The organism is Neobacillus vireti (assembly GCF_036962465.1).
Classification (GTDB): domain Bacteria; phylum Bacillota; class Bacilli; order Bacillales; family Cytobacillaceae; genus Neobacillus; species Neobacillus vireti_B.
Map to the genome: position 1 here is coordinate 307 of NZ_JBALNF010000057.1, position 7,652 is coordinate 7,958.

8 protein-coding genes are annotated in these 7,652 nt (G+C 37.9%); 6 read left to right on the plus strand and 2 right to left on the minus strand.

Features of this window, described 5'->3' with window-relative positions:
• On the plus strand, positions 1-188 hold a 188-nt coding region (locus V7077_RS21415), incomplete at its 5' end, for a GNAT family N-acetyltransferase (protein ID WP_335505676.1).
• 61 nt (positions 189-249) lie between these two features.
• Here V7077_RS21415 and V7077_RS21420 read toward each other — a convergent pair.
• Complete coding sequence (locus tag V7077_RS21420; protein WP_335505679.1) at positions 250-495, minus strand: hypothetical protein; 246 nt, start codon at positions 493-495, stop codon at positions 250-252.
• 183 nt (positions 496-678) lie between these two features.
• Between V7077_RS21420 and V7077_RS21425 the strand changes: the two genes are divergently transcribed.
• The 3 genes from V7077_RS21425 to V7077_RS21435 all read left to right on the plus strand — a co-directional run bounded on the left by V7077_RS21425 (position 679) and on the right by V7077_RS21435 (position 2,929).
• A complete protein-coding gene (locus V7077_RS21425) occupies positions 679-1,881 on the plus strand; it encodes an MFS transporter (RefSeq protein ID WP_335505681.1) in 1,203 nt (400 codons plus the stop codon).
• Positions 1,882-2,067: 186 nt separating this feature from the next.
• Positions 2,068-2,622: a hypothetical protein gene (locus tag V7077_RS21430; protein WP_335505684.1), complete on the plus strand. Its 555-nt coding sequence runs from the start codon at positions 2,068-2,070 to the stop codon at positions 2,620-2,622.
• Positions 2,623-2,755: 133 nt separating this feature from the next.
• On the plus strand, positions 2,756-2,929 hold the full coding sequence (locus tag V7077_RS21435; RefSeq protein ID WP_215042268.1) for an asparagine synthase: 174 nt from the start codon (positions 2,756-2,758) through the stop codon (positions 2,927-2,929).
• Between the two features lie 47 nt (positions 2,930-2,976).
• Here V7077_RS21435 and V7077_RS21440 read toward each other — a convergent pair whose 3' ends face one another.
• Complete coding sequence (locus V7077_RS21440) at positions 2,977-4,932, minus strand: translation factor GTPase family protein (protein WP_335505687.1); 1,956 nt, start codon at positions 4,930-4,932, stop codon at positions 2,977-2,979.
• 477 nt (positions 4,933-5,409) lie between these two features.
• Here V7077_RS21440 and V7077_RS21445 point away from each other — a divergent pair, with 477 nt between their 5' ends.
• The gene (locus V7077_RS21445) at positions 5,410-6,396 is read left to right on the plus strand and encodes an aldo/keto reductase (protein WP_335505690.1); all 987 of its coding nucleotides are present in this window, start codon (positions 5,410-5,412) and stop codon (positions 6,394-6,396) included.
• A 71-nt stretch (positions 6,397-6,467) separates the two neighbouring features.
• Complete coding sequence (locus V7077_RS21450; protein WP_335505692.1) at positions 6,468-7,286, plus strand: dienelactone hydrolase family protein; 819 nt, start codon at positions 6,468-6,470, stop codon at positions 7,284-7,286.
• Positions 7,287-7,652 lie beyond the last annotated feature (366 nt).

The following is a 7,652-nucleotide window of genomic DNA, read 5'->3' on the forward strand; positions in this document are numbered from 1 at the left end:
GAATTGCAGCAGCGTTACTTGCCCATTTAGAAAAAGACGCCAAGGACAAACATCGTGAAACCATCACTTTAACCTGTAAAAAGGATTTGGTTGGCTTTTATGAGAAACAAGGATACGTTAATGAGGGAGTTTCAAACTCCGTACATGGTGGAGTTACTTGGTACAATATGATTAAAAACTTGAGATAACGACTGCTATTTAAAGATTGTAACCCCGTATACACACCAACTAAGAAGATTGATACGATGACTATGAGATGGAAGATAATCCAGCCCCATCGCCCATACCGAAATGGTTCTGACTGAATCGGCTGAGGGGCGGTGGGACTATTTTTTCTCCAAGTCGTTCAAATAACAAAAAATAAAGCCACCACAATGTATAAGAGTCCCAAAGATCCCATTCAGGTTTGAATTCAAAAATAGCTGTATGCTTTAAAATAACCTCCCCTGTTACCCCAACGTGAACGATTGCCCAATAAAAGGGTATCTTCCACATCCATTCCTCTGGGCTCCAGCCTCCAAAAGCAACAGATCGAAAAAAATTATCGGAAAGCTAATCAGATAGGAATATTGGTTATTTCTTATTTCGAATATTTCGGGAGTGAAAATAGTTTTATTTTATGTTAAGATGGCACATATAAAATGGAATTAAATCTAGGCTTCACTGGAGATGGATAGCATGCTATTGTGGAAACGTAATTTATGGGTACTTTGGATTGGAGTCTTTTTTACAGCAGCAAGTTTCTCCATGGTTATCCCTTTCTTGCCGATTTTTCTTTTGCAACTAGGAGTTCATCAACACACTGAAATGTGGTCAGGGTTATTGTTCAGTTCGGCTTTTTTTGCCGGCGCACTTTCCTCGCCATTCTGGGGCAGGATGGCTGATAAATATGGTAGAAAACCGATGATTGTCCGTGCTGGTTTTGTTCTTTTTGTTATTTATACTTTAATGGCCTTTGTCACAAATCCTTATCAGATTTTGGTCCTAAGGATCCTTCAGGGATTGTTAAGTGGTTTTATTCCAGGGGCAATTGCGTTGATTGGGACCAATACACCTGGAAATAAAGTGGGGTATGCGCTATCGATGATTTCCACTGCTTCTGCATCAGGAGGAATCATTGGACCGCTGCTGGGCGGAGGGATTGCTGACCTAGTTGGAAATCGCTGGGCTTTCGCGAGCGCCGGTATCATTGTGTGTTTGTCGACACTGTTAATTATCTTTTGGGTAGTAGAGGAGAATTTTACCCCAAGTAAAGGGAAGGGTTCTGTTAAAGCGGACTTTAAAGTCGCAATAGACAACCGGCCGTTTTTATTAGTACTCATCCTAACGCTGGTGACTAGCTGTTCTGTTATGACCATCGAACCGGTACTCCCTTTATATATTGTCAAATTGGGCGGCTCTTCTGAAAATGCCTCCTTCCTTGCAGGGGTTGTATTTTCTCTGCCTGGGATTGCCAGTGCCTTATTTGCCCCTTATTGGGGAAAATGGGCTGATAAAGTGGGGTTCCAACGAGTTTTATTTATTGGACTCCTCGGTGGCGGCATTGGTACTTTAGCTCAGATTGTTTTTACACATATTTGGGGCTTTTCAATGATTCGTTTTGTTTATGGAATTTTCTTCTGTGCCGTGTATCCGGCTTTAAATGGGCTTGTTGTCAAGTCAACTGCGGAAGATTTCCGGGGAAGAGCGTTTAGTTTAAATCAAACAGCAAACCAATTAGGCGGAATGGTCGGCCCTATGATTGGCGGTTTTCTTGGTGGAATATTTCCTGTCTATAGTGTCTTTATTGTCACGGGTGTATTACTTTTGATTGCAATGGTAACCGTTTATTTTAATGCGCGTGAGTTAAACACTACAGTAAAGAGAAAAGCGGTTTCTTAATAATTAAATTAGGATAAGGAAGATAAAGGGTCACCTGATTAGTGGTGACTCTTTTTTTATGAGGCTTTTTGCATGATGTTGTATTGGTTGCTTTTTATATTCATGCTCTTTGCTCTTGAGAGGAGAGTTTGTATAAAATCTTACAGTCTGTACCATGTTATAAAAGATCGACCTGGGGGTGATTTTGTGGATTTTACGCAATACTGGGACAAGATAAATGAAAACAAGCAAGAATTAAGCTCTCTGTATTCTTCTTACTGGAATAAATATTCTGATTTATCTACATGGCTGTTTTGGGTAGAACTTGCTTTACTCGTGGTTCCCTTACTTTTACTCTTTTTCGTGGTTGATCGAAAAAAGCTCTTTGAAGTATTGTTTTTTGGCTACACCGTGCATATGATATGGTCCTATACTCAAATTGCTTTAGGCAGGAGCACTTTATTTTACCACAATTACTTTTTACTCCCTATATTACCGAATGCAAGTAATGTCACAGCTTCTCTTTTACCTGTAGGATACTTACTGCTTTATCAATATTGTTCAAATCGGCACAAAAACTTTTTAATTTTTGCTCCTTTGTTGAGTGCCGTATTTACCTTCGGATTTGCCTCTATTGAGAAATATTTAGGGTTAATCAGTTTTCAAAATCGAATGAATCAATTTTGGCTCTTTCTAATTGGCATTGTCATTGCCTATATTTCCTATAGAATAACAAAGTTCTTTCAAATAATACAAAATTAATATTCATTCTACCAATTGCCCTAAGTGGTTTTATCATTTCTTACCCTTGCTACATAAAGTATAAAACTATGATCGAAGCAAACAATAAGGTTGGTGTTATCTACACCAATCAGATGATGTGGAGGGAGATTACATGAACGTACGTGAAGGCTTAATTCCTACTGCTTTAGGAACTGCTGTTACCGCAACTGGTTATGCTCTAAAGCAGAAACGAGGAACCAATAAAATGATCGCGAACACAGTATTCGGATTTGGTTTAGCACACGTTGTCTTAGGTGTAATCGATCTTGTTGAACATCGTCATTAAAAAAGAAGGCGCAGCAGAAAAAACTGCTCGCCTTCTTTTAATTTATACTATTTCAGGCAATGCATATAAGCTTCCGCATGATCCCATGTAACAGAATATCCTTGTCCTTTGGAACAGAAAATAGATGACGAAGTGTATTCCGGATCAGCATCCTTATTATATTGAAATCTTTCAATGACCTCTTTCTGGTTATGGCAAGGGTAATAGCCACCAACCACTAGATTCATGGTTCCTTTTCCTTTGGTAAGAGATGCAAACTCAGGGCCATAGTTTAAAAAAGTGGCTACAGGTACTTTTCCAGTTAGAAAAACCTTGTTTCCCTCTGTAATAGGCGTGTGAAAGCTGCCGTGTGCTTGTTGAAGATCTGTCAGAACTTTACCCATATGATCTAAATCTACTTTTATCTTAAAATCATAAAATGGTTCCAGCAAGACGTTTTCCGCTTTTTCTAAACCTTGACGCAATGCACGATAGGCCGCTTCCCGAAAATCACCCCCAGAAGTATGTTTGTTATGGGCTCGACCTGTAACAAGTGTGATTTTAATATCTGTGAGTGGGGAACCAGTTAATATCCCATGATGTTCTTTTTCGAATAGGTTCGATTGAATGGTATTTTGGGTTCCAACCGTCAGGTGATCAGTGTGGCAGACATTTTCAAACAAGTTTCCGCTATTTCTTTGAGCAGGCTCAAGTTTAAGATGTACTTCAGCATAGTGTCCTAATGGTTCAAAATGGCCGTATCCCATAACCACTGTATCAATTGTTTCTTTATATAATATTTCCGGTTCTCCGAATTTGACGTTAAGATTAAATCTCTCTTTCACAACTTGCTGGAGAACTTCGAGTTGAATAATCCCCATTACATGGATATGTATTTCCTGTGACCGTTCCTCCCATGTAACGTTAAGTGCTGGATCTTCAGCGTTAAGGATATTAAAAAAATGTAGAACTTCTTTCACATTGAAACTGGAATCAAAAATTACTTTAGACTTCAAGGCTGAGATCATTTCAAAATTTGCTTTTTTGGTTAAAGTACCTAATCCATCTCCGGCCGAAGCTTCAGTGAGACCTGTTACAGCAAATAAGTCTCCTGCCTCAACATGATCAACTGTATGATATTTAGTTCCATTGTAAACTCTTATTTGGGTTACTTTTTCACTAACACTTTTATCTTGTGATTTAAAGATTATTTCTTCGCGCACTTTTAATGTTCCGCTTAAAGCTTTAATAAATGTAATTCTCGTTCCTTTTTCATCATAGCGAATTTTATAGACGGTTCCTGCAAAAGCTTTCTCATTGGTAAACCTAGTTTCAGTCAATTGGTTAACTTTTTCTAAAAGATTCTCGATGCCGTTACCTTGAAGGGCCGAACCGTAAATACATGGGAAAATTTGATTATTTCTAAAGAGTGTTTTCATGGTGCTGAACCATTTGCCTGCTTGATATCCATCTTCCATGTATGTATTAAATAATTCTTCATCCCGTTCTGCAATCGTTTCAATCAGTTCTTCGCTCATATCATACTGAATCAACGTATTTGTAATATCACAAACATCCTTTGTTAATTGGGTTCGAATTTCTTCTATTATTTTCGGTAAATCTGCACCCACTCGGTCTATTTTATTAATAAAGAAAAACGTTGGGACCTTTTGCTGTTGGAGAAGTCTCCAAACAGTTTCTGTGTGACCTTCGATTCCTTCTACAGCACTCACAATAATAATGGCAATATCCATCACCTGAATAGCTCGTTCCATTTCAGGAGAAAAGTCGACATGTCCCGGAGTATCAATTAAGTAATAGGTTGATCCATTATAATTGAAAATCGCTTGATCAGCAAAAACAGTAATTCCTCTTTGTTTTTCAATTTCATGGGTATCCAGAAAGGTATCTTTATGATCGACCCGGCCTTTATGTCTGATGGTATTTGTATAGTAAAGGAATTGCTCAGCCAATGTTGTCTTACCCGCATCTACATGAGCAAACAATCCAATCGTTTTTTTCATGGTGTCACCTCAATTAATCTTTAACTGCTTAACCATATTATATCAAAGGACAAACCATCATTAATTGTTTTTCATTTAAAGGTCATGTATAACAACAAAAAGACCAAGTCATTTTACTGACTTAGTCTTTTATCATAGAATACTACATAACTAACCCTTTTAATTATTTTATATCTTATTAATATTAAGATATATATACTTTATCAAACGCTTGGATGAGTGAGTAAATCCAAGCGTTTTTTGTTTGTGTAGTGGTTAAATTTCTTCGCAATGAAGGATGAATACGGTTAATCTATTAAAATTAGATTCTTCTTTATTACATACTACTTTTATTAACAAAAGTGTATGTAATGGAAATATTCTCCTTCATCTCGTATAATCATGAAGGTAACAGAATGTTACGCATTTATTGCTTTAGTTTCTGAAAGGCGTTGGAGTAGTCATAGAATATAAGCCGAAGAAGAGAGAGGTAAAAAAATGCAAAAAAGAACACTGGGACGGAATGGTTTAGAAGTATCCACACTTGGGCTTGGTTGTATGGGAATGTCTGATTTCTATAGCGGAAGAAACGACGAAGAGTCTATTAAGACCATTCACCGTGCCATTGAATTAGGTGTCACCGTGTTAGATACAGCTGATATGTATGGGGTTGGAAAGAATGAAGAATTAGTGGGACAATCCATTAAGAACCTCCGCAACAAAGTGATCATAGCGACTAAATTCGGAAATGTAAGGGGTAACAATGGCGAATTTTTAGGCATCAACGGACGACCGGAATACGTAAAGCAAGCATGTGACGCTAGTCTTCGCCGCCTTGGTGTAGATTATATTGATCTCTATTACCAGCATCGTGTCGATCCAAAGACGCCGATTGAAGAAACGGTCGGGGCAATGGCAGATTTGGTTAAGGAAGGGAAAGTCCGTTATCTGGGCTTATCTGAGGCCGCTCCGCAAACCATTCAACGTGCCCACAACGTCCATCCGATAACCGCTGTACAAACCGAATATTCGTTATGGAGCAGGGACGTTGAGGACGAAATTTTACCCGTTTGCCGAGAATTAGGGATTGGTTTTGTTCCTTATAGTCCTTTAGGAAGAGGCTTTTTAACCGGCCAAATTCAAAAATTCGAGGACTTAGCTGAAGATGACTATCGCCGCCATTCTCCTCGTTTTCAAGGTGAAAACTTTCAAAAAAATTTAAATCTCATCAATAAAATCAAAGAAATAGCGAATGAAAAAGATTGTGAGCCTTCCCAATTAGCACTCGCTTGGTTATTAGCTCAAGGTGAGGATATTGTTCCAATTCCAGGTACAAAAAGAATACAGTATTTAGAAGAAAATGTTCGTGCATTAACCATTTCCTTAACAGATTCCGACCTTGCCCGAATCAATGAGGCGGCTCCCAGAGGTTCAGCTGCCGGAGATCGGTATCATGAAGCGGGAATGAAAGGGGTCAACCTTTAACTGAATAGATTATGTAAGTGAGTAGCAAAAAATGAAATATCTAATGAACCAAATGGATGGAGGGATATTGAATGACATTAGAAACAAATTGGGTCCGTTATGGTAAAAATCAAGAATATATTGGTTACATGGCAAAAATGGACCGGATAAATGAAAACTTACCTGCTGTAATTGTAATTCAAGAAATATGGGGTGTAGATGCACATATTCAAGATATAACAGAAAGATTTGCACAGGCTGGCTATCTAGCTTTTGCTCCAGACCTATATGCGGAGAATGGGGAACGGATCGAAGATTTAAAAACAGAACGAGTAGTAGAGGTGCGAGATTTTCTAGACTCCTTGCCGCATACAGTTTGGAACAATCCTTCTGAAAGGGAGCAGGCAATTCGTGAACTGGAAGAGGGCAAACAAAACCGTGTGACTAAAACCTTTGAAAAAATGTTTGGTGGCATCCAATCCTCTGTTTATATAGAGAAACTATTAGCCGCCTCAACTTATTTAAGAGAAGAGTGTAAAGCTTCAAGAGGGCAAGGCGTTGCCTCAATCGGATTCTGTATGGGTGGAGCACTATCAGGTTTACTTGCTTGCCGCGATCCACAACTTAAAGGTGCAGCCATCTTCTATGGTAATGCTCCATCCGAAGAAGAAGTTAAACATATTAATTGTCCATTACATGGTTTTTATGGGGAGCTTGATAAGAGGATCTCTGACAAGGTACCAGAATTTGCTGATCAAATGAAAAGTCATGGTAAGTTATTTGAATATCAAATTTATAAAGACACGCATCATGCATTTTTTAATGATACAAGAGCATCCTACAAGGTTACCGCAGCAAGGGATGCTTATCAAAAAGTATTACAATTTTTTAATCAAGTCCTAAGTGAGTAATAGTCTTCTCTCCCAGTAAGGTAATTCTTTAATTGGAACGAGCGAGGAGATAACCTCTCCTCGTTTAGGTTTCTTCAGGTTTATCAAACTATAAAGCAGTGGAAAAAATTACATCTTGTACGCTGTTATATATGGTGTTATGATAATAAACGTTCTCTTAAAAGAATTATTTTTTAAGTGAATAAAGCGTTATGGTAAAAATTACTCCTTGTATGGAAATGATTACGATGCTATTATAAGGAAATGTTATTGAGTTACTAATTAATTTACTTGTGAGTAAATAATTACCATTGATTAAAAGTTTTAAATGAGGTATGATAGTTCTTGTCGCTTCTTTTAAAAAACTAACATTGTTCTTTGAAAACT